This window comes from Stenotrophomonas sp. YJH_SMC_40, from assembly GCF_059368615.1.
In genome coordinates this window covers 88468-113199 of sequence record NZ_JCAFRX010000007.1, presented here as the reverse complement: position 1 = coordinate 113199, position 24732 = coordinate 88468, and the positions used below count along the sequence as shown (strand labels likewise).

The following is a 24732-nucleotide window of genomic DNA, read 5'->3' as shown; positions in this document are numbered from 1 at the left end:
ATCCAGCATCACACTGGTAGTGCCGGCCGCTGGCCGGCATCCCCATGAACGCGGAGGCCTCAATCCTCGTCCGCGCCCTCGGCCACGCTGTCCTCAGCGTCATCGTCGGCATCGAAGCGCTGCTCATGCACCGGGCCCGACGCCGGGCCGGCCGCCTTCAGCGGATGCGCGGCGATGCGTGCTTCGTAATCCTGCACCAGCGCCTCACGCTGCGGCTCGCTCAGTTCCTGCCAGTGGCAGTCCAGCAGCGCGCCTTCCAGAGAGTACAGCAGGTTCAGGCTGGGCTTGAAGCCGGCACGCTTGACCTTGACGAAGGCACCGACCGCTCCGATCGCGACCAGGTCGTCGCGGCTGCGCAGGCCGACCTGGCGCAGCCAGGCCGCGCTCTTGGGGCCGATGTTGCGCAGCTTGGGTGCGTTCATCCCAGCGCCTCGACGAACACGCGGGCGATGGCTTCCAGGCCGGCTTGGTCGTCGGCATCGAAGCGGCCGACCTTCGGGCTGTCGATATCGAACACGCCGATCAGTTCATCACCGCGCAGCAGCGGTACCACCAGCTCCGAACGCGAGGCCGAATCACAGGCGATGTGGCCGGGGAAGGCGTCGACATCCTCCACGCGCTGGGTGACCCGCTGGCTGGCGGCGGCACCGCACACGCCCTTGTCCAGCGGGATGCGCACGCAGGCCGGCAGGCCCTGGAACGGGCCGACCACCAGTTCCTTGCCATCGTACAGGTAGAAACCCACCCAGTTCAGGTCGGGCAGGGCGTGGTAGACCAGTGCGGAGAGGTTGGCCGCGTTGGCGATGCGGTCGGACTCGGCGTAGACCAGGCCACGGGCCTGTTCCAGCAGCTGGGCGTATTGTTCCGGCTTGCTGCCGGTGAGCGAGGCATTGGCGAACATGCCCGCAGTCTAGCAAGCGCGACGGGCCGGCGATAATGCACGCTCTGTTGCCCTGTTGGAGCCAATCGATGCCGTTGCCTGCCACGCTGCCGCCCGCCCTGTTCGTTACCGGCACCGACACCGAAATCGGCAAGACCGCGGCCAGCACTGCGCTGCTGCATGCGCTGCGCCGGCGCGGCCTGCGTGCAGTCGGCATGAAGCCGGTGGCCAGTGGCAGCGAAGACCTGGGGCAGGGCCTGCGCAACGAGGACGCGCTGGCACTGCAGGCGGCCAGCTGGCCGGTGCCGGACTATGCCGACCTGAACCCATATGCGCTGCGGCAGCCGCTGGCACCGGAGCTGGCGGCGGCCGAGGACGGCGTGCAGGTGGAACTGGCGCCGATCGTGGCCGCGTTCGCGCGACTGCGCGCGCAGGCCGATATCGTGGTGGTGGAGGGGGTTGGCGGTTGGCTGGCGCCGGTTTCGGCCACGCTGGACCAGCTCGACCTGGTGCGTGCGCTGCAGCTGCCGGTGCTGCTGGTGGTGGGCATGCGGCTTGGCTGCGTCAACCATGCGCGGTTGACTGCGCAATCACTGCAGGCCAGCGGCGTGGACCGCCTGGGCTGGATCGGCAACCACATTGATCCTGCGATGCAGCGCCAGGACGAGAACATCGCCACGCTGCAGCAGCGCCTGCCGATGCCGTGCTGGGGACGGCTGCCGCATCTGCCGGGGGCGGATGGTGAAGCGTTGAGCGCGCATCTGTTCGACGACCTGGGGTAGTGCCGGCCGCTGGCCGGCAACCTCGATGAATCACGTCCATGCAGTTGCCGGCCAGCGGCCGGCACTACCGTGCTGCGGCCGCCAGCTCCCGCGCGATCGCACCCAACCGCTCCACCGCGCCGATGAAGCGTGCATCCAGCGTCTGGCAGCACGACAGCCGCAGGCAATGGCGATACCGCGCGCCGCGTGAATACACCTGGCCGGGCATGAAAACGATGTCCTCCTGCAGGGCACGCTCGAACAGCTCGCGCGTGTCCACGCCGGGCAGTTCCAGCCACAGCAGGAAGCCACCCTGCGGTTCGGTGGCGCGGGTGCCGGCCGGGAAGTGTTCGGCCACTAGCTGGCGCAGCCGTCCGACCTGTTCGCGGTACAGCCGGCGCATGCGATGCAGGTGGTGCTCGTAGCTGCCCGCCTCCAGATAGGCCGCCACCGCGTCGCCCAGCAGCTGCGGCTCGCCGCCGGTGGACTGGAATTTCAGCAGCGCGATGCGCTCGGCGAAGCGGCCGCCATCGAGCCAGCCGATGCGGTAATCCGGCGCCAGCGTCTTGGAAAAGCCGCCGACCACCATCACCCAGCCATCGCGATCGAAGGCCTTCAGGAGCGGTGCCGGCGGTTCGCAGAACTGCAGCTCGGCATACACCGCATCTTCGATCAGCGGCAGCTGGCGTGCGTTGACCAGTTCGGCCAGGCGTTGCTTGGCGGCGGTCGGCATGGTGCAGCCGAGCGGGTTGTGCACGGTCGGCATCACCACCAGTGCGGCCAGCGGCGTGTGCTCCAGCAGCGCGTCCAGCGCATCCACATCCAGGCCGAGCTGCGGATGGGTGGGCAGTTCGATGGCCTGCAGGCCGAGGTTGGCCAGCAACGGGTAGAGGTTGAAGTAGGACGGCGCCTCGATGCCGACCGCATCACCGGGCTGGGTGACCGCGCGTAGCGCCAGCTGCAGCCCTTCCATCGCACCGTGGGTCAGCAGCAGGCGTTCGCTGTGGGTATGCAGGCCCATGCGCGGGCCGCGGCGCACGATCTGCGCCAGCAGCCGTGGCGAGCCGTTGGGGCGAGCGTAGGTCTCCACGGTCTGCTGGCCATGGCGCAGTACCTGCGCCGTGTGCTTGGCCAGCTGCGCGCCGGGGTAGAACTGGCGACCGCGCGGGCCGGCAAAGGCCAGGTCGATCACGCCGGGGCGGCGCTGTGCTTCCAGCACGCGGGCCATCAGTACCTGCTGCAGCGGCGCAGTGGGCGCAGAAGGTGTGTCGCGCAGCGAACGTTCCGGCACCGACAGCCGCGGCGCGACCTCGAAGCCGGCCTTGGGCCGCGGAATGACCAGACCAGCGTCTTCCAGCTGGCGGTAGGCGGCGATCACCGTGTTCAGGCTGAGCCGGCGCTGCGACGCCATCTGCCGCAGCGAGGGCAGGCGGCTGCCTACCGGAAGCCGGCCGCCATGGATGGCCTCGGCCAGTTCGTCGGACAGCCGTTGGTAGCGGGGGGGGATCATTGCGCTCTGATCATCTGTATCCATCGAGTTTCCCGCCATCTGGTGCTGTACCCATGATGACGGCGAGCCTAGCATGTCGTTGTCGGCCGGGCCTGATCGGGGCACGGCCGGTACTTTCCAAGCGCACGGCTGGATGGCCGTGCGTCCTTTTTTTGGTAGTGCCGGCCGCTGGCCGGCAATCCTTGGAACCGCAGGAGCCGGCCAGCGGCCGGCACTACCCGGGGCGTTACCGCATTGGCAGGAGCGTCACCGAGCGCCAGCCGGCCCCACGGAAATGCCGTCAGCGCATCGGCACCAGCACCGCATCGCGCCGGTACAACGCCGGGAACTGCCTGCCCAGCGCGGCCAGCTTCGGCGCGTCGTAGTAGCGGATGTAGGCGGCCTGCGGGTAGTTGGTCATGTAGTTCTGGTGGTAGCTCTCGGCCGGGTAGAAGCGCTGGCCGCTGACCAGCTGGGTGACGATCGGTGCGCGGTAGCTGCCGGCCTGGCCGAGCTGGGCGATGTAGGCGCGGCTGGCTGCCTGCTGGCGGGCGTCATCAGTGAAGATCGCCGACCGGTACTGGCTGCCGTGGTCGGGCCCCTGGCGGTTGAGTTGGGTCGGGTCGTGCACCACCGAGAAGAACACCTGCATCAACTGCCCATAGCTGACCTGGCGTGGGTCGTAGTCGACCTTCACCGCTTCGGCATGACCGGTCTGACCGCTGCTGACCCGCTCATAGCGGGCATTGGCAGCGCTGCCACCGATGTAGCCGGACACCGCATTACTCACGCCTTTGACATGCTGGAACACGCCCTGCACGCCCCAGAAGCAACCGCCGGCAAACACCACGCTGGCGTGGGTGGCGTCATCGCGGAACGCAGCGTCGCCCGTGGGTACAGGGAGTGCCTGGGTCTGCGCGCTGGCTTCGACCGGTGCCGCGATGGCGCCATGGTCAACGAGCAGCACGCCGGCGATGAGTGCCGTGGCCACCAGTCCGGCAACGCCAGCGGCAATGCCCTGTTCAAAGGAGAATTTCATCGTGTCCTCCCGGTTCAACCGAAGGTGAAGGCATAGGCCTGCACGCCCGCATCGAGGAATTCGATCTCGAAGCGGTGCGGGCTGACCGTGCCGCGTTGGCGCACCAGCTGGTAGAGGCGGTGCTCGTCGACCACGCCGCTGCCATCGACGCCGACATCAGTGCCGGCATCGGTGGCGGGCAATGGCTTGCCATCCAGCAGGACGCGGAAGCGCACCGGCTTTCCTTCCTGGCCCGGTGCCAGCACCAGGTGCAGGTCGCGCGCATGGAACTGGAAGGCGATGCGGCCACCGGCCTGCTGCAGCTGCGCAGCCTCGTCGGTAACGGTCCAGCGTCCGGACAGGCCCCACTGGTTCAACGCCAGGGTGGCCGGCAACGTGTAGTCGAACGCGGCGTCGCTGCGCTGCCCACCGGGCGAGGCGAACTGCTCGGCACGGGCGTGGCCCAGATAGGTTTCCGGCGAGCGCAGATTGCCCATGTCGGCCTGCGCAGCCACGCCCTTCAGATCGGCGGCGGCCGGATCGGCCGGCGGTGGCAGGTTCGTCTGGCCGGCCTCGGTCAGCAAGCGGCGGATCACCTGTTCCGAACGCGCATAGTTGCCCTCGCCGAACTGGTGGCCGCGGATGTTGCCCTGCGCATCGACGAAGTACTGCGCCGGCCAGTAGCGGTTGTTGAACGCGCGCCAGATCGTGTACTGGTTGTCCAGCGCCACCGGGTACTCGACCTTCAGCTGCTGCACCGCCTTCATGACGTTGCGCGGGTCACGCTCGAAGGCGAACTCCGGGGTGTGCACGCCGATCACCACCAGGCCGTGGTCGCGATAACGGCGCTCCCATTCGTGCACGAACGGCATCGCGCGCAGGCAGTTGATGCACGAGTACGTCCAGAAATCGACCAGCACCACCTTGCCGCGCAGCTGCTGGGCCGTCAGCGGCGGGCTGTTGAGCCAGCCGGTGGCACCATCCAGCGCGGGCAGGGTGCCTTCCACTGGCAGCGGTGCATTGGCATTCGCATCGGGGCCCGCCATCATCATCGACGGTGCTGCCGGCTGCGCACCGGGAACGGCATCCAGCAGGCCCTGCTCGATGCGCGCGGTGCTGACCGTAGACAGGCGGGTCAGCAGGCCGGTATCCCAGCCCAGCCCGATCGCCACCACCGCCAGCAAGGCGGCCACGCCCAGCACCTTGCGCAGCACATCGCCCAGGCCGAGCCGCGCCTGCAGCGCGCGGAACACGCGGCCACCTACCCATACCGCCAGCGCCAGTGCGGTAATCGCGCCCAGTGCGTAGGCCAGCAGCAGCGTGCTGGTGCCGGCGCTGGCCCCGTGCAGCGCGGCACCGGTCAGCACCAGGCCGAGGATCGGCCCGGCGCAGGGCGCCCACAGCAGGCCGGTGGCGATGCCGATCAGCAGCGAGGTCCACGCACCGCCACGCCCCGCTGCGTCGGTCGCATCGGCACGCGCGCTCAAGCGGGCACCCACGCGCTGGAACGGCGCCAGCAGATGGTCGGCCAGTCGAGGCCAGAGCAATGCCAGTGCGAACAGCGCCATCAGCAGCAGGGCGATCCAGCGTCCGACCTGGTTGGCCTGTGCCACCCATTGGCTGCCCACCGCAGCCAGGCTGGCGACCACGGTGAAGGTGAGTGCCATGCCCAGCAGCAGCGGCAGCGTGCTGCGCAGGAAGGGGCGGTCGGCACGGGCGAACACGAACGGCAGCACCGGCAGGATGCAGGGACTGAGCAGGGTCAGCGCGCCCCCCAGGTAGGCAAGCAGCAACAGCAGCATCGTCAGGCTCCGGAAGCAGGGGAAGAACCGACCGGCACCCGCCAGCCATCGGCAGTACCGCCCTCAGCGGCACCGGGAACGAACACCATCGCTGCGCCGTTCATGCAGTAGCGAAGTCCGGTTGGGCGAGGCCCGTCGTTGAACACATGACCGAGGTGGCCACCGCAGCGGCGGCAGTGCACCTCCACCCGCAGCATGCCGAAGGTGACGTCGCGGTCTTCGCCGATGGCGTTGTGCAGCGGCGCCCAGAAGCTGGGCCAGCCGGTGCCGCTCTCGAACTTGGTGGAGGAGGAGAACAGCGGCAGCGCACAGCCGGCGCAGGCAAACGTGCCCTGCCGGTGTTCCTTGTTGAGCGGGCTGCTGTACGGGCGCTCGGTCGCCTGCTGGCGCAGCACTGCGTACTGCGCCGGGGTCAGGCGCTGGCGCCAGTCGGCATCGCTGCGCATGACCTCGAACTGTCGCGACGGGCGCGCTTCAGCGGCGGCCGGGGCGGCACGGCTGCAGGCCCCCAGGCCGAGCAGGCCGGCGGCGGTGGCAACACCGCCCAGGCCCAGCAGATGGCGTCGGGTAAGGGACATGGCGGACTCCGGGAAGGGGCGACGGGGCCATGCTGCGCCCGCCCGGGTCAACGAATCCTCACGCAGGATTCAATTTTTCGTGAGGTATCGGCGTCCATCCCGCGCCACAATGCAGCCAGCCTCCCCACTGGCCCCGAGCTGCCGATGTCCACCAAACGCGTGCTGATCGTTGAAGACGATGCCCACATCGCCGACCTGCTGCGCATGCATCTGGGCGATGAGGGCTACGACGTCGCCCATGCCGCCAGCGGCGATGCCGGCCTGCGCCTGCTGGAGCAGGAAGGGCCATGGGATGCGCTGGTGCTGGACGTGATGCTGCCCGGCGTGGACGGCCTGCAGGTGTGCCAGCGTGCACGCGCGATGGCGCGCTATGTGCCGATCATCATCATCAGTGCGCGTGGCAGCGAAACGCAGCGCATCGTCGGCCTGGAACTGGGTGCGGATGATTACCTGGCCAAGCCCTTCTCGATGCCGGAACTGGTGGCCCGCGTGCGTGCGCTGCTGCGCCGGGCCGAGGCGATGGCGCAGAGCGCGCGCATCGATGCCGGCGCGATCGAGCTGGGCGGCCTGCAGCTGGACCCGGTCGCGCGTACCGCCTCGGTGGATGGCAACGCACTGGAGCTGACCCCGCGCGAGTTCGACCTGCTGCTGTTCTTCGCCCGTCATCCGGACCAGGTGTTCGCGCGCATGGAACTGCTCAACCAGGTCTGGGGCTACCAGCACGATGGCTACGAGCACACGGTCAACACTCACATCAATCGCCTGCGCAGCAAGATCGAGCCGGACCCGGCCAATCCACGGCGGCTGCTGACGGTGTGGGGCCGTGGCTACAAGCTGGTCGATCCTGCCGGGGCGGCGGCATGATCAAGCCGAACCTGTGGCAGAAGCTGGCGGCGGTGATCGCTGCGCTGATGCTGATGTGCTGCATGGCGTTGCTGGCGCTGCAGATGCGCGCCAACACTCGCCACGAGCAGGAAGTGGTGCAGCGGTTGTCGCTGGGCCTGGCCGAGCACATTGCCCAGCGCAGCGAACTGATGGATACCAGCGGCATGCGTGATGCCGCGGTGCGCGCGCTGTTCGGCCAATTGATGGCGGTCAACCCCAGCGTCGAGGTCTACCTGCTGGACGACCAGGGCCGCATCCTCGGCCACGATGCGCCGACAGGCCATCTGGTGCGCAACCGGGTGGACGTGGCACCGCTGCGCCGGCTGCTGGCCGGTGCGCCGTTGCCGATCCTGGGCGATGACCCGCGCAGCACGGACGGCCGCAAGGTGTTCAGTGCCGCGCCGCTGATCGTGCAGGGTCGCCAGGCCGGTTATGTGTACGTGGTGCTGGTCGGCGAACACCGTCAGATGCTGTCCGACGACCTTGCCGCCGGCAGCCAGTGGAACACCACGCTGTGGTCGGTGATGCTGGTCGGCAGCCTGGGCCTGCTGGCCGGGCTGGTGGCCTTCTACTGGGTGACGCGCCCGCTGCGGCGGCTGACCCGGCGCATCCAGGCCTTCGACATCGACGCACCCACGCCGTTGCCGCCGCCGGAGCCGCTGCGCCCCGGTGAGCGCGACGAGCTGGTGATCCTCGAGCACGCACACGCGCAGATGGCGCAGCGGCTGGGCGAGCAGTGGCAGCAGCTGCGCCAGCAGGACCTGCAGCGCCGCGAGCTGGTCGCCAACATCTCGCACGACCTGCGCACGCCGTTGTCGTCGCTGCACGGCTATCTGGAAACGCTGGCGCTGAAGGACGCCACGCTGTCGCCGGACGAGCGCCGCCGCTACCTCGGTATCGCGCTGGCGCAGAGCGCCAAGGTTGGCCGGCTTGCGCGTGCGCTGTTCGAGCTGGCGCGGCTGGAACATGGCGAAGTGCGCCTGGAGTGGGAGGTGTTCGCATTGCCGGAGCTGCTGCAGGACGTGCTGCAGAAATTCGAGCTGGCGGCGCAGGCTCGCAACCAGTACCTGCACGCGGACTTCCCGCCCGGCCTGCCGCTGGTGCGCGCCGATCTGGGCCTGGTCGAGCGGGTGCTGACCAACCTGCTCGACAACGCGCTGCGGCATGCGCCCGACGGCGGGCGGATCGATGTGCGCCTGCGTGCGACGCCGGACAGCGTGGAGGTGAGCGTGGCCGATGATGGACCTGGTGTTGCCCCTGCACTGCGCACGCAGCTGTTCCAGGCACCGGCCGCGCTGGGCGCGCGACGTGGAGAGAACGGCGGGTTGGGCCTGCTGATCGTGCAGCGCATCGTGCAGTTGCACGGCCGTCGCATCGAACTGCGTGACAGCGAGCGCGGCGCGTTGTTCGCGTTTGCGTTGCCGCGTGCGGAACCAGCGGCCTAGCAGGCCGCATCGCACTCCACGGCAGCGCCACTTTCCAGCGGCAGGTGCAGTCGGATGCAGGCACCACCCAGCTCCGAATCGGTTACTTCGACCTGGCCGCCATGCTTGTCGGCCACCACCTGCACCAGCGCCAGTCCGAGGCCGAAACCGGGGCTACCCGGATCCAGCCGCACATAGGGTTGCAGCACCTGGCCGCGCAGTTCGGGTGCGATGCCGGGGCCATCGTCCTCCACCTGCAGGCACAGCCAGCCGTCGTTGACCGTGCTGGCGATACGGATCTGCCGCCGCGCATAGCGCAGGGCATTGCCGAGCAGGTTGCGCAATGCCAGTTCCAGCATGTGCCGGTTGACGTTGACCAGGCCCGCTGGCGACAGCACCTGCTGTACCGGCATCGGCAGCGGTGCGAACTGGGCCACCACGCCACGTACCAGTGCCGCCAGCTGCAGGCGCTGGCGGGTCAGCTGATGGCAGCGGCCCAGTGCGGCGTACTCGACGCCGGCATCGGTGAGGTGCTGCAGCCGATCGACATCAGTGCGCAGGCCGCCCAAGGCATCGCGCTGGATCTCGTCCAGCGCGGTGTCCTCCAGGTCGGCCAGGCCGAAACGCATCCGCGCCAGCGGCGTGCGGACTTCGTGCGCCACTGCCTGCGCCAGCACGCGCTGGCTTTCCAGCAGCTGCTGCAGCTGCTCGGCCATGTGATTGAAGGCATTGGCCAGCGGCCGCACCAGCGCTGTGCCGGCGCGCGGGGCGCGCGTGTCCAGCTGTCCGTCGCGCATCTGCCGGGCGGCCTGTGCCAGCTGCGAGACGTCGCGCCACAGGCGGTAGACCATCACGTACATCGGCAGCGCCACGGCCACCATCAGGATCAGCAGCAGGATCGCCACGCCTGACACTTCGCTGTCCTGCCAGCCCTCGTCAGGCAGCGCTTCGTCCAACGGCCCAAGCATCACCGCGTAGTCGCTGTCGCCGATCCGCTGCAGGCTGCGCATGTGCTCTAGGTCGATCTGCACCCGGCCGTTGCTGAAGGGGGGGCGCTGGCTGGCCGGCAGCGCCTTCATCGCCTCTGCCAACGGCACCATGCGCAGGGCATAGGCGAAGTCGGCGTCCAGTTCGCGCGCCAGCGTCGGCCACTGCTCGCGCGGGGTTTCGGCGAAGCGGTGCTGCAGCAGGGCATGGGTGCCACGCATTTCGGCCTGCAGTCCGGCTTCGGTGCGGTCTTCCAGCAGCGCATCCCAGGCCCATAGTCCCAGCACGATCAGCAACAGATGGGCAACCAGGAAGCCGATGCCGTAGCGCAGGAAGTGGAAGGCGTGGCCGCGCATCGCCGAGGGCGTGCGCTTCATCCCCATGCCGAGCGGCTGAACAGGTAGCCGCGGCCCCGCACGGTCTTGATCCGTTCCGGCTGCTCCGGGTTGTCGCCCAGCTTGCGGCGCAGGCGTGAGATGCGGGCATCGATCGAACGGTCCAGGCCGTCGAAGGCGATCCCGCGCAGGCCGCGCAGCAGCGCATCGCGGTCCAGGATCTGGCCGGCATTGCTGGCCAGCAGGAACAGCAGGTCGAACTCGGCAGTGGTGAGCTCCAGCAGCGCGCCCTGCAGGTGCACATTGCGGGTGGACGGGTCGATGCTCAGCTCGCCGAAGCGGAGGCTGCCGTCGCGTGGTTCGACCCGGCGGTGGCGGCGCAGGTGGGCGCGCAGGCGGGCCAGCAGCACCCGTGGTTCGATCGGCTTGCCGATGTAATCATCGGCGCCCAGTTCCAGTCCCAGCACCTGGTCGATGTTGTCGGTGCGGGCGGTCAGCACGCAGATGATGCCGTCATAGTGGGGGCGGATCTGCCGACACACTTCGAAACCATCCTGGTCGGGCAGGCCGACATCGAGCAGGACCAGGGCGGGCTTGTCGGCCAGGATCCGGGCCACCGCACGCTCACCGCTGCGCTCGTGGGCCACCTGGTAGCCATGCCGCTGCAGATAGTCGCTGACCATCGTACCCAGGCGGGCATCGTCTTCGACCAGTACGATATCCAGCATTTTCAAGGCCTCCGTGGACGCACACGTACCGCCACGGCACGAGCGCGGCGATGCTATCCCAGCCTTCGGGCCGCCCGGGTCCCGGGGGCGGGCGCCATTCAGCCGGGGTTGCTGGCGCACGGGCCGGGCCTCAGGCCTGGCAACAACTTGGCGTCCAGCATAGCCTGATGCTGTTACAAAACGTTACCTTCGTGATACGCACGGTGACCATCGCTGACAGCAAAGCGACTGACGCAGGGCCGAGGGCGGGCCGAGCATGGAGTCTCCTCCGCTCCGCGTGTCGCTCCCATGTCGCCCGCCGCCGCCTGCCTGCTGAACCCGTCCCGCCGCTGCCGCTGCGGAGGTGCCCGATGAGCGGCGTGGTCGGGGCCTGGCTGCCGCCCGCCGAGGACGAACACCTGCTGCAGCAGCTGGCGCCAATGCTGCGCGCCCTTCAGCAGCGCGGCCGGGGGCGCATCGGCTACTGGACCGACGCCGAGGCCGGCCTGGCGCTGGGCCACTGCCGGGCGCCAACCGATACGCCGTTGCAGCCCCTGAGTTCGGACTGTGGCCGTTACGTGCTGTGCCTGGATGGCCGGTTGTACAACCGGGCCGACCTGCAGTCGCAGCTGCGCGATCTGCCACGCAGCTGCAGCGATGCGCGGCTGCTGCTGCAGGCGATCATCGAATGGGGCGTGGAACGGGCGCTTTCCCGCATCGAGGGCGCGTTCGGTTTCAGCGTATGGGACCGCGAGTCGCGCGAACTGTGGCTGGCCCGCGACCCGGTTGGCGAGCGGCCGCTGTACTACGGCTGGTACCAGGGCCGGTTCCTGTTCGCCTCGGAAATGAAGGCACTCCAGGCCTTTGCCGGTTTCGCCCCGAGCATCGACCAGGATGCGCTGAGCCTGCTGCTGCGCCATGACTACGTGCCGGCACCGCACACCATCTACCGCGGCATCCACAAGCTGGTGGCAGGCGCGATGCTGCGCATCGATCTGAATGACCATGCGGCTGGCGGCTCCAGCCAGGCCGCACAGGGTGGTTCACGCTACTGGTGCGCACGCGATGCGATGCAGAGCGCACTGCAGGAACCGCTGCAGCCGGCGCCGAGCCTCGAGCAGGCGACCGACCAGCTGGAAGCTGTGCTGCAGAAGGCCATCGCCGCACGCATGCATTCGCCGCTGGCCTGCGGCGCGTTCCTGTCCGGCGGCACCGATTCCTCGCTGGTGACGGCGATGATGCAGGCACAGTCGACGCTTCCGATCGAAGCGTGGACGGTTGGCTTCGACGATCCCGGCCATGACGAGAGCGATTGGGCCTCGCAGGTCGCGCGGCATCTGGGCGTGCAACACCACCTGCACCGGATGGACGCGCGACAAGGCCTGGATCTGCTGCAGCGGCTGCCGCAGGTCTGGTGCGAACCGTTCGCCGATGCCTCGCAGCTGCCGACCCTGCTGGCCAGTGAACTGCTGGGCGCGCGCAAGCCGGTGGCCCTCACCGGCGACGGTGGCGATGAACTGTTCTTCGGCCACCCCAGCTATGGCCGCGCGCTGCGCAATGCGCGCCTGTGCGGTGGCCTGCCGGACTGGGTGCGTGATCTGGCGCGGCGCAGCGGCAACCGCATGAATGTCGAGCGCGGCCGCCTGGGCGGCTGGCGCGCACTGGTGGCGGAAGTCGCCGCCAACGACGTGGAAGGTCACTACCTGCAGCGCGTGACGCGCTGGCGGCAGCCGGCGCAGGTGGTGCTGGGTGCACGCGAGCCGATGACGATCTTCCAGCAGCAGGACACGGCGCTGCCGGCCGAGGCCCGCATCCAGCTGCTGGATTTCCGCATGGACCTGGCCGAAGGCATTCTCGCCAAGGTCGATCGTGCGGGCATGGCGGCGGGCGTGGAGACGCGCGCGCCGCTGCTGGACATGGAGGTGGTGCGGTTGGCCTGGCGCCTGCCGCAGCACCTGAAGTACCACGATGGGGAGCACAAGCGGATCCTCAAGCATCTGCTGGCACGCTATCTGCCGGAGCCGCTGGTGTATCGCCCCAAGCGCGGCTTCGGACCGCCGATGGCGCGCTGGTTGGCGGGCCCGCTGCGCGATTGGGCGGAGGCACTGCTGGACCCGCAGCTGCTGCGCAACCAGGGCTGCTTCGATGCGGCACGCGTGCGCGGCATCTGGGAAGCGTTCCTGCGTGGCGAACGCAAGTGGCACACGCACCTGTGGAACGTGCTGATGTTCCAGGCGTGGCACCAGCACTGGCACGTCAATCGCGGGCGTTGAGATTCCTTCGCGGTTTGTTCTGCGTGGCGCAGGGCGTAGGCCCTTGCGTACGAATGTCCTCCGGCGCCGGCCGTTGGCCGTCACCTCCCCCTTTACTTCGTACGCAAGGGCCTACGCCCTGCGTTCGGAGTTCGTCGACGCCTCGTTGAAAGGCGCCGCGAGCGCTGCGCTTTTCCTTTCCTGCCGCAAGCCGAGCCTCGTCGGGGCGGGCAGGGGTTTGGGCAAAGTAAAGGAGGAGGTGACGGCCAACGGCCGGCGCCGGGGGACATTTGCCCAGGCCCATGCCTGTCTCGGCGGGGCCCGTCAGTTCGCGGGGAATCGGACGAAGACACGCGTGTGGCGGATTCATTCTGCGTGGCGCCGGGCGGATGCCCTTGCGTACGAATGTCCTCCGGCGCCGGTCGTTGGCCGTCACCTCCCCCTTTACTTCGTACGCAAGGGCCTACGCCCGGCGTTCGGAGTTTGTCGGCGCTTCCTTGAAAGGCGGCCGCGCGTGCTGCGCTTTCCTCACCGCACGCCGAGCCTCGTCGGGGCGGGCAGGGGTTTGGGCAAAGTAAAGGAGGAGGTGACGGCCAACGGCCGGCGCCGGGGGACATTTGCCCAAACCCCTGCCTGCCCCGACGGGGCCCTTCAGCTCGCAGAGACGTCGGGCGAAGACGCACTTCGGTAGCCAAACGCGAGGCAAAAAAAGACCCGGCAGAGGGAGGGATCTGCCGGGTCCGGATTGCGTGGGGGGAGGGACCCACGCAATGAGCGTTGCGTCGCGTCAGTGGTTGTTCGCGTCCGCCGTTGATTCGTTGTAGCCCTGCACCAGTTCGGACCAGGCCTTGCCGGCCTGCAGGCCGAGACCGACCACGTCCTGATGGGCCTGGCCCAGCCGCTGCAGGTTGTCCTGCCACAGCAGTGCGCCCTTGTTGAGCATCCCGGCCGTGTCGTCACTACGGGCCAGTTCACCCAACCAGCCGCCGGTCGCGGTCAGGTTGCGCTCCATCGCCTTCAGCTGCACGCCGAACATGCTTTCCGCGTTCTCCAACGCCAACCGGTTCGCGCGCGTTGCCGCGGCGGCGAGCTGGCGGGTGGCATCACTGAAGCGATCGCTGAAGGCGGCGGCCATGGGGGCATCAGGGAGTGGCTTGATGCATTGCAGCATACGCCGTTGATGCGGCAATGCAACAAAAATAACAAAGGCGCCCAAGGCGCCTTTGAAACACCTTTCAGATCAATGGGTTGATCAGGCCGTCGGGCCGCGGTAGCGGCAGCCGGAGGTGCAGGTTTCGTGCACGGTGATCTCGCTCAGCGCCGGCAGGCTGGGCTTGAGTTCGTTCCAGATCCACACCGCCAGGTTCTCGCTGGTCGGGTTCTCCAGGCCGGGGATGTCATTGAGGTAGTGATGGTCCAGGCGGTCGTAGATCGGCTGGAAGGCCGCCTTCACGTCGCCGAAGTCCATGATCCAGCCGGTCTGCGCCCCCGGCTCGCCCTCGACCTTCAGTTCCACCCGGAACGAGTGGCCATGCAGGCGCGCGCACTTGTGCCCCGGCGGCACGTTGGGGAGGCGGTGCGCCGCCTCGAGCATGAAGACTTTGAAGATTTCCATGGCGCGATTGTACGCCGCAGGTGGCCGGCCATCCTGAGCGGATGTTGGGCTTTCGTGAAGTAACTCTTTCCATCCGGATGAAGAGATGATAGTTTCTCTTATATCCGTATGAAGAGATGTTATTGGCCGGACCCCGGCCAGACATGGACTACTGCGGAACTACGTCGCCCTTTCCACCTCCCCCACATCGTCATGCCCAAGCACACCCTGCTCGTGGCGGCCCTGGCCGTCGCTCTGGCCGCGCCTTTGTCCGCCGCCGCCGAAACCTCCGCCGATGCCAGTGGCGAAGCCAGTACCCTGGCCGCCGTGCGCGTCACCGGTTCCAACATCAAGCGCACCGATACCGAGGCCTCCAACCCGGTGCAGGTGATCGGCCGCCAACAGTTGGAACAGACCGGCAAGGCCACCGTGGCCGATGTGCTGCGTTCGATCTCGGCCAACACCGGCAACGCCAGCAACGAAACCACCAACAATGGTTGGGCGTCCGGCTCGGCCGGCATCGGCCTGCGTGGCCTGTCGCAGAAAAACACGCTGGTGCTGCTCAACGGCCGTCGCCTGGCCAACTACGGCTTCCCGGCCGGTGGCCTGTCCGACACCTTCGTCGATCTCAATGCGCTGCCGCTGGTCGCGGTCGAGCGCATTGAGGTGCTCAAGGACGGCGCCTCGGCGGTGTACGGCTCCGACGCCGTGGCCGGTGTGGTCAACATCATCACCCGGCAGAACTTCGAAGGCGCCGAGATCGGCGGCAGCTTCGGCGGTGCCGACCAGGGCGGCCTGCACGAGCAGAACCTGAAGTTCGTCGGCGGCCTGGGTGATCTCGACACCGATGGCTACAACATCCTCTTCAGCCTGCAGGGGTACAACCGCGAGCGCCTGGACCAGGACGAACGCAACCTGACCAGGAGCGGCATCTACACCGACAAGCCGGGTGGCCGCTGGAACGGCTGGTCGGCCAAGGGCGCGCGCTACCTGGTCAACGGCGTCTCGGTGCCGATGCTCGATGCCAACGGTAACTGCCCGACCGGCACCACCCGCGTGGCCAGCGCACCGATCGACGGCCTGGCCGGCGACACCTGCGGCTTCAACCAGGCACCGTTCACCACGCTGATCCCCTCGACCAAGCGCTACCAGGCCTACGCCAACGGTACCTTCCGCCTGAACGACAACGTCGAAGCGTTCGGCGAAGTGCTGTACAGCCAGATCAAGAGTGCTGCGTGGTTCGGCAGCAGCCCGTTCTTCACCCTGGAGAGCGGCCGCTTCGCACTGAACGCGAACAGCGGACTGGCCGAGCCGGTGTCGTCGCTGCTGCCGGCCAACAATCCGTACAACCCGTACGGCCGCGCGATCCCGATCGAGTACACCTTCTTCGACCTGGGCGGCACGATCAAGACCAACCGTTCCACCGCCTACCGCGGCGTGTTCGGCCTGCGTGGCACCACCGCGTCGTGGGACTGGGAAGTGGCCGCGTTCGGTGCACGCAGCAGCGAGCGCGAGAGCGTGTCCGGTGGCTTCGCCAACCGCTGGGCGCTGGCCGATGCGCTGGCCACGGGCAGCTACAACCTGCTCAACCCGGCAGCCACGCCGCAGTCGGTGCGTGATTCGATCAACATCGCCACGCTGCGTCCGGCCGAATCCAAGCTGCAGGGCATCGATGCGAAGATTTCCGGCAGCCTGGGCCATACCTGGGCCGGCGAGATCGGCTTCGCTGCGGGTGCCGAGTGGCGCCGCGAAAAGCTCGACTCCAACAACCCGTGGCAGATCGATGCCGGCCTGCAGGTGCGCCCGGCCATTGCTGAAGTGCACGGCAAGCGCCAGGTCAGCGCGGCCTACGCCGAAGTGAACGTGCCGCTGGCCTCGACGCTGGAGCTGTCCGCCGCCGCGCGCGCTGATCACTACGATGATTTCGGCGATGCGTTCTCGCCGAAGATCGGCCTGCGCTGGCAGCCGCTGGATGTCCTGCTGGTGCGTGCGTCGGCGTCGAAGGGCTTCCGTGCACCGTCGCTGTCGGAAAACTCCAACAGCACCAGCATCGCCTACGGCAGCGTGGTCGACCCGCGTGATCCGGACGTGCCGGGCTCGCGCCAGAACCCCACCTTCTTCACCGTCGGCAACAACGAACTGAAGCCGGAGCGCACCAGGAGCGTCAACTTCGGTGTGGTGCTGTCGCCGTGGGCCAACACCAACCTGAGCGTGGACTACTACCGCATCCAGCTGGACAACCTGGTCGGCACCAACAACACCCAGACCCTGGTCAACGACAACGTGGCCGGCGCCGTGCAGCGCGATGAGCGCGGCAAGCTGCAGGCGGTCTACAACCGCTACCAGAACCTGAGCGAGCTGAAGACCTCGGGCATCGATGTCGAGCTGCGCCAGCGCATCCCGACCGCGGCGCTGGGTGACTTCACCGTGTCCTCGGCCTACACCCACGTGCGCGACTACCGTCGCCCCACCGTGGTCGGTGGGCCGCTGGTCGACTACGCCGGCAGCAACCTGGGCGCGACCCTGCCCAAGGACAAGGCCACCACCACGCTGGACTGGAAGTACGGTGATTTCAACGCAGCCGTGACCTGGTACTACACCAGCAGCTACCGCCAGGAGGCCAGCACCGCCGCCAAAGCCGTGCAGCAGCGCGTCGGCAGCTACAGCCAGTACGACCTGTACCTGGCCTACACCGGCATCGACAAGCTGACCGTGTATGCCAAGGTGCAGAACCTGGCCGACAAGACGCCGCCGTACGACGCCTCGTTCCCGGGCATCCGCGCGCCGTACGACTTCAGCCAGTACGACCTGCGTGGCCGCTACTTCACGCTGGGGTTCGATTACCGCTTCTGATCCATCCGCCGCGGCCGGTCACCTGAGGGGACCGGTCGCGCGATCGTCTGCCGTTGTGTTCCAGGGGAGTCACCGTGTCCTTGCATCGCCGTGCCGTTCTTCCGTTGCTGCTTGCCACCGCTACCGCACTGTCCTCGCCGCAGCCGGCGCAGGCACAGAGCGCGTACTTCTTTCCGCAGGTCACCGACGCAGCGGCGTTCGATGCAGCGGTGCCGACGCCGGAGCAGTTCCTCGGCTACCCGATCGGCAGCCGTTACACACGGCACGACCAGCTGGTGGCGTACTTCCAGGAACTGGCGAAACGCTCGGACAAGATCAGCGTGCGCGAGATCGGCCGCAGCTATGAAGGCCGCCCACTGTTGATCGCCACCGTCACCGCTGCAGGCAATCATGCGCGGCTGGAACAGATCCGCCAGCAGCACGCGACCCTGGCCGATCCGGCGCAGCCGCGCAGCGCCGCCGGTGACAGCCCGGTGGTGGTGTGGCTGGGCTACAGCGTCCACGGCAACGAGACCTCCAGTGCCGAGGCAGCGATGCTGACGGCGTACTACCTGGTGGCCAACCACAGCGCAGAAACCCAGCAATGGCTGCAGCAGGCGGTGGTGCTGTTCGATCCGGCGCAGAATCCGGATGGTCGTGACCGTGCTGCCAACTGGCACAACGCCTGGGCCTCCGACCCAGCTTCTGCCGACCCCGCCGACAAGGAACACGTCGAGCCGTTCCCGCAGGGTCGTACCAACCACTACTTCACCGATCTCAACCGCGACTGGCTGGCCCTCACCCAGCAGGACTCACGGCCGAAGGTGGAGGTGTTCCACCAGTGGTACCCGAACGTGCAGATCGACTTCCACGAAATGGGCAAGGACAGCACCTACTACTTCGAGCCCTCGCCGAAGAGCATGCACAGTCCGCTGATTCCGGCGGCGTCGTATGAATTCAACAAGACCCTCGCCAAGTACCACGCGCAGGCGCTGGATGCGCTGGGGTCGCTGTACTACACCGGCGAGAATTTCGACAACTTCTCGCCGGTGTACGGTTCCACCTATCCGGACTTCCATGGCGCTGTCGGCGTTACCGTCGAGCAGGCCAGCTCGCGCGGCCGCGTGCAGGAATCGGTGAATGGCCTGCTGACCTTCCCCTTCACCATCCGCAACCAGGTCGCCACCGGGCTGGGCACGGTGCGTGGCGCGGTGACCGAGCGCAGCGGCCTGTTCGACCTGCAGAAGCAGTTCTTCCAGAGCGCGCTGAAGCAGGCTGCGCAGCAGCCGGTGAAGAGCTTCGTGTTCGGCGATGCGCATGACCCGGCCCTGACCCGTCGCCTGCTGGAACTGCTGCTGTTGCACCGGATCGAGGTGCGCGCACTGGACCGTGCCGTCACTGTCGATGGGCAGCGCTTCGATGCCGGCAGCGCCTACGTGGTGCCGGTGCAGCAGGCGCAGTTCCGCCTGGTGCATTCGATCTTTGCCGAGACGCCGCCGATCAAGGGTGATGTGTTCTACGGCAGCACCAGCTATGCGATCGCACCGGCCTACGGCGTGGCCTTTGCGGGCAGCCGCAGCCGTATCGAAGGCGGCGCACGCGTGGCCGCGCTGCCGGTGGAGCAGGGCGCGGTGCTGGGCGGCGAGGCCGGATTCGCCTACGCCATCGACTGGCGCGACTACAACGCCGGGCGTGCGCTGGCCGCGCTGCAGGGCAAGGGCGTGAATGCACGCGCGGCATTCCAGCCGTTCACCACCGCGACCGCGCAGGGCGACATCAGCTTCGCCGCCGGCAGCCTGGTCATTCCGGTTGCCGGGCAATCGCTGCAGGGCGCGGCGCTGCTCGAGACAGTGACATCCGCCGCGCGCGAGGCGGGCGTACAGGTCCACGCGCTGTCCAGCGGCCGCAGCCGCGAAGGCATCGACCTCGGCAGTGACGGCGTCAAGGCGCTGCGCAAGCCTGCGGTGGCACTGGTGATGGGCGAGGGCGTGGCCGCCACCGAAATCGGATCGGCGTGGTTCCTGCTCGACCAGCAGCTGCAGTTGCCAGCCAGCAAGCTGGATCCGCAGCAGCTGGGCAAGGTACCGCTGGACCGCTACACCACGATCGTGCTGTCCGGTGGCACCTACACGGGCGTCGATGCCACGACGGTGGCTGCACTGAAGCGCTGGGTGCAGGCCGGAGGTTCACTGGTGACCTACGGCAGTGCCTCGAAGTGGGCGATCGAGCAGAAGCTGGCCGACGGCGAAAAGCTCGGCAAGGAAGAAGACGCTGCTGATGCAAGCCGCCGCGCGTTTGGCGACCAGCGCGACATCGCTGCGATCGAGCGGGTCAGCGGCAACATTCTCAGTGCCGACGTGGATACCAGCCATCCGCTGGCATTCGGCGTGCCGCGCCGGCAGCTGGCGATCAACAAGGAGAACACGGTGACGCTGCAGCCGAGCGCGAACCCGTTTTCCACGGTGGTGCGCATCGACACGCCGCCGCGGGTGAACGGTTACTTGTCCGAGCGCAACCGCACGCGGGTGGCGGGTAGTGCGTGGCTGCTGGTGTCGGCGCAGGGGCAGGGCAACGTGGTGCTGTTTGCCGATGACCCGGCACACCGCAAGTACTGGCACGGAACGGACCGACTGCTGATCAACGCGATCTTCTTCGGGAATCTGGTGAATCCGAGTAAAGCGCGGGGTTGAGGGTTTGCGCGCCTTGATTGATGCGTGTGGGGGAGGCCGGGTGGGCTGCGCAGGACACGCCGTAAACCCGTCCTTGGGGGCTCGATGGCGCCATCCATGGCGCCAACGGTCCTGCGCAGCCCGCCCGGCCTCCCCAAGACAGTTTCCAGCGGGCGCGGACGCGTCAGACCCCAAGGCGGGAGCGAGGGCAAAAGCAAAAGCAAAGCCAGGAATTGCGACTTCGGCTTTTGCCTTTGAATTTGAATTTGATTTTTCTTCTCCCGGCTACCCGGCGGGAGAAGAAGGCGCAGGCAATGCTTGAAGCGGATGGGCATGGGGGCAGCGCAGAACCGTTGGCGCCATGGATGGCGCCATCGAGCTTACATGGACGTATTTACAGCGTGTTCTGCGCTGCCCCCATGCCCATTCGCCCTCGGTACTGCCACCGCGTGCTTTATCACCCGGTAGCCCGCAACAAAAAAGGACGGCGCGTCAGCGCCGTCCCTCGATAGCCCCCGCGCAGCGGGAAGCACCCTCCATGTCAGCTGGGATCAGCCGGCGCGACCGCCACCGTTGCCACCCTGGCCACGACCGCGGCCGCCACCATTGCCGCCACCACCACGGCGCTGGCCCTGGCCGGCACCTGCACGCTGCTGGCCATTGCCACCGCCTTCGCGGCGGCCACCGCCGGCCTTCTTCGGGCCTGCGTGCGCGTGGCGCGGCGTATCACCGTGCGGACGGCGCGCATGGCTCTTGCGCGGTGCGCGCTCGCCAGTATCGTGCTCGGCCTTGCCCGGTGCACTGTTGCCCCAGCGGATCGGCACCTGCAGCTCGAAGCCCGGTACATCGCGGATGTCCATGTCGCGGCCCAGCAGGCGCACGATGGCACGCAGCAGCTTCACTTCATCCTGTGCCACCAGCGAAATCGCCTGGCCGGTCGCGCCGTTGCGGCCGGTACGGCCGATGCGGTGCACGTAGTCCTCGGCCACCATCGGCAGGTCGAAGTTGATCACCTTCGGCAGCTCGTTGATGTCGATGCCGCGCGCAGCGATATCGGTCGCCACCAGCACGGTCACGCGGCCGGCCTTGAAGTCACCCAGTGCACGCAGGCGCTGCCCCTGGCTCTTGTTGCCGTGGATCGCCGCGGTCTTGATGCCCGACTTTTCCAGGAACGAGGCCAGCTTGTCGCTGCCGTGCTTGGTGCGGGCGAACACCAGGGTCTGCTCGCGGCTGTCCTGCGCCAGCAGGTGCAGCAGCAGGTCGCGCTTGCGACCGGCATCGACCGGGTGCACGCGGTGGGTGATGGTTTCGGCCACGGTGTTCTTCGGCGTCACCTGGATCTGTTCCGGGTTGCGCATGAACTCCAGCGCCAGCTGGCGGATGTTGTCCTCGAAGGTGGCCGAGAACAGCAGGGTCTGCCGGTTCTGCTTCGGCAGCTTGGCCAGGATGCGCTTGATCGACGGCAGGAAGCCCATGTCGAGCATGCGGTCGGCTTCGTCCAGCACCAGCAGTTCAATGCCGGACAGGTCGATGCTGCGGCGCTCCAGGTGGTCGATCAGGCGGCCCGGGCAGGCCACCAGCAGGTCCACGCCACGGCGCAGGATGTCCAGCTGGTTGCCCATGCCGACGCCGCCGTAGATACAGGCGCTGGGAATGCGCAGGTACTTGCTGTAGCCGCGCAGGCTGTCGTGCACCTGGGTGGCCAGTTCGCGGGTCGGGGCCAGGATCAGCGCGCGCGGCTTGCGCGGGCCGCTGCGCACTTCCTGCGAGGCGGTGCCCAGGTGCTGCAGCAGCGGCAGGCCGAAGGCGGCGGTCTTGCCGGTGCCGGTCTGTGCGCCGGCCAGCAGGTCACGACCGGCCAGTGCCAGCGGGATCGCCTGCTGCTGGATCGGGGTCGGGTTTTCGTAGCCCTGCTCGGCAAGCGCACGCAGCAGGAAGGGCGCCAGGCCCAGCGATTCAAAAGACATTGAGTTTGCTCCAAGTACAAGAAACGCCTGTCCGAACGGACAGACGGGGGCAGATCAAACTGATCGGCTGACTCGGAGCGTTCCCGTGAACCGCGCTGCGAGAATTGGGTGCAGCCGGCACGAAGCGCAGGCTGGAATGCGTGACGAACGGCGTCGGAGTGGGGGCGGGCGAAGAGGGCGGACCCTGGTCGCCGGCGATCCCGGAGGGAAACGGACGGCCGCTGCAGACCGTGCAAGTCTAAACGATGTTTGAGACTTCACGCAAAAAGACCTGTTCAGGTAGGGGTTCTCTCTGCAGGGCTGCGCCCTGCACCCGCAGAGGCTGAAGCAACGTCAAAGGCCGGGTTCCTGTGGGAGGCGGGGTGGGTCCGGTGGCAGGGGGCGCTGCAAGTACGTCCATGTAAGCTCGGTCGCCGCATCCATGCGGCTCACGCCCCTGTCACCGGACCCACCCCGCCTTCGACAGTTTTCCGCGATCTGTCGAATCTCATTCGATCAATTTCGGTGTCTGACGGATCTCGACGATGAATGATGTGGATGTTCGATCAGTCATTGGGAACCTGTCGGGGGTGGGGCGGTGTGGGTGGGCAGGACCGTTGGCGCCATGGATGGCGCCATCGAGCCCCCATGGACGGGTTTACGGCGTGTCCTGCCGGCCCACACCGCCCCGCCCAACCAGCAGAAAGCCAGAGCCGCTTTTGACGTTGCCGTTGCTGTTGCATTGAGCAGGTGCAGGGCTGCAAGCCCTGCCGAACCCCCCACTACGGTAGGGTGGGCCGATGCCGCGCTGCAGCTTGGCGTCGCCGCAGATTTGATTACACTTGAAACTTGTTTGCCCACGACTCCGGACACCCACCCATGAAGCTTGGTTCTTTGAAGGAAGGCGGCCGCGACGGCACCCTGATCGTCGTCTCGCGTGACCTGCGCCACGGCGTGCGCGCCACCGGCATTGCCGCCACCCTGCAGCAGGCTCTGGAAGACTGGAGCCACATCGCGCCGCGCCTGAACGCCCTGTACGAATCGCTCAATGCCGGCGACGCCGACGGCGTGTTCGACCTCGACCCGCAGGCCCTGGCCGCGCCGATGCCGCGCGCCTATGAATTCGTCGACGGCAGTGCCTACCTGCCGCACGTCGAGCGCGTGCGCCGCGCCCGTGGCGCCGAGGTGCCGGAGAGCTTCTACACCGATCCGCTGATGTACCAGGCCACCAGTGCCGGCTTCTACGGCCCGCGCGATGCGGTCAAGGTGGTCAGCGAGGAGTACGGTATCGACCTGGAAGCGGAGATCGTGGTGATCACCGACGACGTGCCGATGGCGGCCACCCCGGAACAGGCGGCGGGCCACATCCAGCTGGTCGGCCTGGTCAACGATGTCTCGCTGCGCAACCTGATTCCGGGCGAGCTGGCCAAGGGCTTCGGCTTCCTGCAGTCCAAGCCGCGCTCGGCGCTGTCGCCGGTGTTCGTCACCCCCGACGAACTGGGCGCTGCGTGGCAGGACAGCAAGGTGCACCTGCCGCTGCTGACCCACATCAACGGCAAGTGGTTCGGTGCACCGGAAGCGGGCGTGGACATGCAGTTCAATTTCGCCCAGCTGGTCGCGCATGCGGCCAAGACCCGTCCGTTGGGCGCCGGCACCATCGTCGGCTCGGGCACCATCGCCAATGAAGACACCAGCAAGGGTGCGTCGTGCTTCGCCGAGCAGCGCGTGGTCGAAACCCTGCGCGACGGCAAGCCGAGCACGCCCTTCATGTCGTTCGGCGACGTGGTCCGCATCGAGATGCTCGATGCCGCCGGTAACAGCATCTTCGGTGCGATCGAGCAGCGCATCGAACAGGCCGCCAAGCCCTGAGCATGGAGGCGGCCATGGAGATTCCGGTCGACGACGGCATCGTGCTGTACACCTACTGGCGATCCAGCGCCGCCTACCGCGTGCGCATCGGTCTGGAGCTGAAGGGCTTGGCCTGGGAGGCGCGGCCGGTGCATCTGGTGCGCGACGGCGGCGAACAACACCTGGACGCCTATCGCAGGCTCAATCCGCAGCAGCTGGTGCCGACGCTGCTGCACGAAGGGCATGCGCTGACGCAGTCGCTGGCGATCGTCGAGTACCTGGACGAGCGCTTCCCGCAGGTGCCGCTGCTGCCGGCCGATGCCGCCGGCCGTGCGCGGGTGCGGGCACTGGCCCAGCTGGTGGCCTGCGACATCCACCCGATCAACAACCTGCGGGTGATGCAGTACCTGGAGCGCAGTCTGCAGCTGCCGGCCGATGCACGCACGCAGTGGACGCTGCACTGGATTGCCGAGGGCTTTGCGGCGATGGAAGCGCTGTTGGCCAACAGCCGTGACACCGGCACCTTCTGCCACGGTGACCGCCCCGGGCTGGCCGACCTCTGCCTGCTGCCGCAGCTGTACAACGCCCATCGTTTCGGCCTCGACCTTGCGCCGTACCCGACCCTTCGCCGCATCGAGGCCGCCTGTCAGGCGCTGGACGCTTTCGACCGCGCGCGCCCGGAAAACCAGCCCGACGCAGCCTGAAAGTAGAGGGACGGAGGGGAT

Annotated in this window: 19 protein-coding genes; 8 read left to right on the top strand and 11 right to left on the bottom strand. The window is 67.8% G+C overall.

The features are described from left to right. Window positions 1–59: 59 nt before the first annotated feature. Both AC5P6X_RS14740 and AC5P6X_RS14735 read right to left on the bottom strand, forming a co-directional pair. Window positions 60–422, bottom strand: coding sequence for a TfoX/Sxy family protein (locus tag AC5P6X_RS14740; RefSeq protein WP_088436420.1), 363 nt, complete (start codon window positions 420–422; stop codon window positions 60–62). Further along, the gene (locus tag AC5P6X_RS14735; protein ID WP_005407940.1) at window positions 419–901 is read right to left on the bottom strand and encodes a GAF domain-containing protein; all 483 of its coding nucleotides are present in this window, start codon (window positions 899–901) and stop codon (window positions 419–421) included. Before AC5P6X_RS14735 ends, AC5P6X_RS14740 begins: the two co-directional genes overlap by 4 nt. A 68-nt stretch (window positions 902–969) precedes the next feature. On the opposite strand from AC5P6X_RS14735, the gene bioD reads away from it, so the two are divergent. Then, window positions 970–1662 carry a dethiobiotin synthase gene (gene bioD, locus AC5P6X_RS14730; protein WP_111097716.1) on the top strand — a complete coding sequence of 231 codons (693 nt, stop codon included), beginning with the start codon at window positions 970–972 and terminating at the stop codon, window positions 1660–1662. A 64-nt stretch (window positions 1663–1726) separates the two neighbouring features. Here the strand turns inward: bioD and AC5P6X_RS14725 are convergent, their stop codons facing one another. The 4 genes from AC5P6X_RS14725 to msrB all read right to left on the bottom strand — a co-directional run bounded on the left by AC5P6X_RS14725 (window position 1727) and on the right by msrB (window position 6528). After that, window positions 1727–3175 (bottom strand): aminotransferase-like domain-containing protein, encoded by a 1449-nt coding sequence (locus tag AC5P6X_RS14725; protein ID WP_049417425.1) that lies wholly within the window; start codon window positions 3173–3175, stop codon window positions 1727–1729. A 256-nt stretch (window positions 3176–3431) separates the two neighbouring features. Next, window positions 3432–4169: a peptide-methionine (S)-S-oxide reductase MsrA gene (msrA, locus tag AC5P6X_RS14720; protein WP_005407944.1), complete on the bottom strand. Its 738-nt coding sequence runs from the start codon at window positions 4167–4169 to the stop codon at window positions 3432–3434. A 14-nt stretch (window positions 4170–4183) separates the two neighbouring features. Next, on the bottom strand, window positions 4184–5950 hold the full coding sequence (locus AC5P6X_RS14715) for a cytochrome c biogenesis protein DipZ (RefSeq protein WP_329757083.1): 1767 nt from the start codon (window positions 5948–5950) through the stop codon (window positions 4184–4186). A 2-nt stretch (window positions 5951–5952) separates the two neighbouring features. Continuing rightward, window positions 5953–6528, bottom strand: coding sequence for a peptide-methionine (R)-S-oxide reductase MsrB (gene msrB, locus AC5P6X_RS14710; protein ID WP_005407946.1), 576 nt, complete (start codon window positions 6526–6528; stop codon window positions 5953–5955). A 144-nt stretch (window positions 6529–6672) separates the two neighbouring features. Here msrB and AC5P6X_RS14705 point away from each other — a divergent pair, with 144 nt between their 5' ends. Together AC5P6X_RS14705 and AC5P6X_RS14700 are read left to right on the top strand one after the other, a co-directional pair. Next, window positions 6673–7392: a response regulator transcription factor gene (locus AC5P6X_RS14705; protein ID WP_005407947.1), complete on the top strand. Its 720-nt coding sequence runs from the start codon at window positions 6673–6675 to the stop codon at window positions 7390–7392. Then, window positions 7389–8858, top strand: a complete 1470-nt coding sequence (locus AC5P6X_RS14700; RefSeq protein ID WP_088436422.1) for a sensor histidine kinase — start codon at window positions 7389–7391, stop codon at window positions 8856–8858. Before AC5P6X_RS14705 ends, AC5P6X_RS14700 begins: the two co-directional genes overlap by 4 nt. Here AC5P6X_RS14700 and AC5P6X_RS14695 read toward each other — a convergent pair. Beyond that, complete coding sequence (locus AC5P6X_RS14695; protein WP_049432961.1) at window positions 8855–10201, bottom strand: ATP-binding protein; 1347 nt, start codon at window positions 10199–10201, stop codon at window positions 8855–8857. The two genes, AC5P6X_RS14700 and AC5P6X_RS14695, sit on opposite strands and share 4 nt — an antisense overlap. Further along, window positions 10198–10887, bottom strand: a complete 690-nt coding sequence (locus AC5P6X_RS14690; protein ID WP_005407950.1) for a winged helix-turn-helix domain-containing protein — start codon at window positions 10885–10887, stop codon at window positions 10198–10200. Before AC5P6X_RS14690 ends, AC5P6X_RS14695 begins: the two co-directional genes overlap by 4 nt. A 350-nt stretch (window positions 10888–11237) precedes the next feature. On the opposite strand from AC5P6X_RS14690, the gene asnB reads away from it, so the two are divergent. Then, window positions 11238–13139 carry an asparagine synthase (glutamine-hydrolyzing) gene (gene asnB / locus AC5P6X_RS14685; RefSeq protein WP_088436423.1) on the top strand — a complete coding sequence of 634 codons (1902 nt, stop codon included), beginning with the start codon at window positions 11238–11240 and terminating at the stop codon, window positions 13137–13139. Window positions 13140–13905: 766 nt separating this feature from the next. Here the strand turns inward: asnB and AC5P6X_RS14680 are convergent. Both AC5P6X_RS14680 and queD read right to left on the bottom strand, forming a co-directional pair. Beyond that, window positions 13906–14253, bottom strand: a complete 348-nt coding sequence (locus tag AC5P6X_RS14680) for a phasin family protein (RefSeq protein ID WP_049450929.1) — start codon at window positions 14251–14253, stop codon at window positions 13906–13908. Between the two features lie 117 nt (window positions 14254–14370). Next, the gene (gene queD, locus AC5P6X_RS14675; RefSeq protein WP_005407953.1) at window positions 14371–14733 is read right to left on the bottom strand and encodes a 6-carboxytetrahydropterin synthase QueD; all 363 of its coding nucleotides are present in this window, start codon (window positions 14731–14733) and stop codon (window positions 14371–14373) included. Between the two features lie 192 nt (window positions 14734–14925). Between queD and AC5P6X_RS14670 the strand changes: the two genes are divergently transcribed. After that, window positions 14926–17565: a TonB-dependent receptor plug domain-containing protein gene (locus AC5P6X_RS14670; protein ID WP_024957081.1), complete on the top strand. Its 2640-nt coding sequence runs from the start codon at window positions 14926–14928 to the stop codon at window positions 17563–17565. Window positions 17566–17639: 74 nt separating this feature from the next. Further along, entirely contained in the window at window positions 17640–20234 is a 2595-nt protein-coding gene (locus AC5P6X_RS14665; RefSeq protein WP_123958197.1) for a M14 family zinc carboxypeptidase, read from the top strand. A gap of 530 nt (window positions 20235–20764) precedes the next feature. On the opposite strand, the gene AC5P6X_RS14660 is transcribed toward AC5P6X_RS14665, so the two are convergent. Then, the gene (locus tag AC5P6X_RS14660) at window positions 20765–22180 is read right to left on the bottom strand and encodes a DEAD/DEAH box helicase (protein ID WP_049450933.1); all 1416 of its coding nucleotides are present in this window, start codon (window positions 22178–22180) and stop codon (window positions 20765–20767) included. An 858-nt stretch (window positions 22181–23038) separates the two neighbouring features. Between AC5P6X_RS14660 and AC5P6X_RS14655 the strand changes: the two genes are divergently transcribed. Together AC5P6X_RS14655 and maiA are read left to right on the top strand one after the other, a co-directional pair. Then, window positions 23039–24028: a fumarylacetoacetate hydrolase family protein gene (locus AC5P6X_RS14655; RefSeq protein WP_043033907.1), complete on the top strand. Its 990-nt coding sequence runs from the start codon at window positions 23039–23041 to the stop codon at window positions 24026–24028. A 14-nt stretch (window positions 24029–24042) separates the two neighbouring features. Further along, window positions 24043–24711, top strand: coding sequence for a maleylacetoacetate isomerase (gene maiA / locus AC5P6X_RS14650; RefSeq protein WP_005412156.1), 669 nt, complete (start codon window positions 24043–24045; stop codon window positions 24709–24711). Window positions 24712–24732: the final 21 nt, after the last annotated feature.